Raw genomic sequence first — 2039 nt, 5'->3', positions numbered from 1 at the left:
ACCTGGGAAACCCAGCAAACTGACTATCCACGCACCCGCCCGGACCTGCCCAACCATGAACCTCGCGGATGCCCGCGCGGTGCCAGCTATTCCTGGTATCTTTACAGCGCCAACCGCCTGAAATACCCGCTGGTGCGTAAACGCCTGGTCGAACTGTGGCGCGACGCCCTTTCCCGCCAGCCCGACCCGGTGCTGGCGTGGGAATCCATTATGCACGATCCGCAAAAGTGCCAGAGCTACAAACAGGTACGCGGACGTGGCGGATTTATCCGTTCCAACTGGAAAGAGTTAAATCAACTGATCGCCGCCGCTAACGTCTGGACGGTGAAAACCTACGGCCCGGATCGCGTAGCCGGATTCTCCCCCATCCCTGCCATGTCGATGGTCTCCTACGCAGCGGGGACACGCTATCTGTCGCTGCTCGGCGGCACCTGCCTGAGCTTCTATGACTGGTACTGTGACTTGCCTCCAGCCTCACCTATGACCTGGGGCGAGCAGACTGACGTGCCGGAATCCGCCGACTGGTATAACTCCAGCTATATCATTGCCTGGGGCTCAAACGTTCCGCAGACCCGTACGCCAGATGCTCACTTCTTTACCGAAGTCCGCTATAAAGGCACCAAGACCATCGCTATTACGCCGGACTACTCGGAAGTTGCCAAGCTGTGCGATCAGTGGCTGGCACCGAAGCAAGGCACTGACAGCGCGCTGGCGATGGCCATGGGTCACGTTATCCTCAAAGAATTCCATCTTGATAAGCCCAGCGACTACTTCATCAACTATTGCCGCCGTTATACCGATATGCCGATGTTGGTGCTGCTGGATGCCCGGGAAGACGGTAGCTTTGTACCAGGACGGATGATGCGCGCCTCGGACCTCGTCGACGGACTGGGTGAAAGTAATAACCCTGAATGGAAAACCGTGGCCTTCAACAACGCCGGTGAACTGGTGGTACCGAATGGTTCTATTGGTTTTCGCTGGGGCGAAAAAGGCAAATGGAACCTCGAGTCGCTGGCTGCCGGCACGGAAACAGAACTGTCCCTGTCATTACTCGGCCAGCATGATGAGGTGGCGGGTGTGGCGTTCCCCTATTTTGGTGGTAACGAAAATCCGCATTTTCGCAGCGTGAAGCAGGAGCCGGTGCTGGTGCGTAAACTACCGGTTAAGCACCTTACCCTCACTGATGGCCGCCGTTGTCCGGTGGTCAGCGTGTACGATTTAGTCCTGGCGAACTACGGGCTCGATCGCGGACTCGATGATGACCTCGCGGCCCGTGATTACAGTGAGATTAAAGCCTACACCCCGGCCTGGGGCGAACAAATCACCGGCGTGCCTCGCCGTCATATCGAACAAATTGCCCGTGAATTTGCCGATACCGCGCACAAAACCCATGGTCGTTCGATGATCATCCTCGGGGCAGGCGTCAACCACTGGTACCACATGGACATGAACTACCGTGGGATGATTAACATCCTGGTGTTCTGTGGCTGTGTCGGTCAAAGCGGCGGCGGCTGGGCGCACTATGTAGGACAGGAAAAACTGCGCCCGCAGACCGGCTGGTTACCGTTGGCCTTTGCGCTGGACTGGAACCGCCCTCCGCGTCAGATGAACAGCACCTCGTTTTTCTACAACCATTCCAGCCAGTGGCGCTATGAAAAAGTCACCGCCCAGGAGTTGCTCTCTCCGCTGGCCGACGCGTCGAAATTTACCGGACATCTGATCGATTTCAACGTCCGTGCCGAGCGTATGGGCTGGCTGCCTTCTGCCCCACAGCTCAACCTGAACCCATTAACCGTTAAAGCCCGAGCGGAACAGACGGGATTATCTCCAGCGGAATACACCGCGCAGGCGCTGAAGTCCGGTGATATCCGCATGGCCTGTGAGCAACCGGACAACGGCAGTAACCACCCGCGTAACCTGTTTGTCTGGCGTTCGAACCTGCTTGGCTCCTCCGGCAAAGGGCATGAATACATGCTCAAATATTTGCTGGGTACCGAAAGCGGTATTCAGGGTGAAGCACTGGGCGATAGCGAGGGTAT

At 57.2% G+C, this 2039-nt stretch carries 1 protein-coding gene; it reads left to right on the top strand.

Annotated elements, in window-relative coordinates:
- The coding region (locus FDW95_RS23440) for a nitrate reductase subunit alpha (RefSeq protein WP_249358898.1) at positions 1–2039 on the top strand (2039 nt) is incomplete at both ends.

It is taken from the genome of Citrobacter sp. wls718 (assembly GCF_005280945.1).
In the GTDB taxonomy this organism is placed as follows: Bacteria; Pseudomonadota; Gammaproteobacteria; order Enterobacterales; family Enterobacteriaceae; genus Citrobacter; species Citrobacter gillenii.
This window is presented reverse-complemented; position numbering and strand designations above follow the sequence as displayed.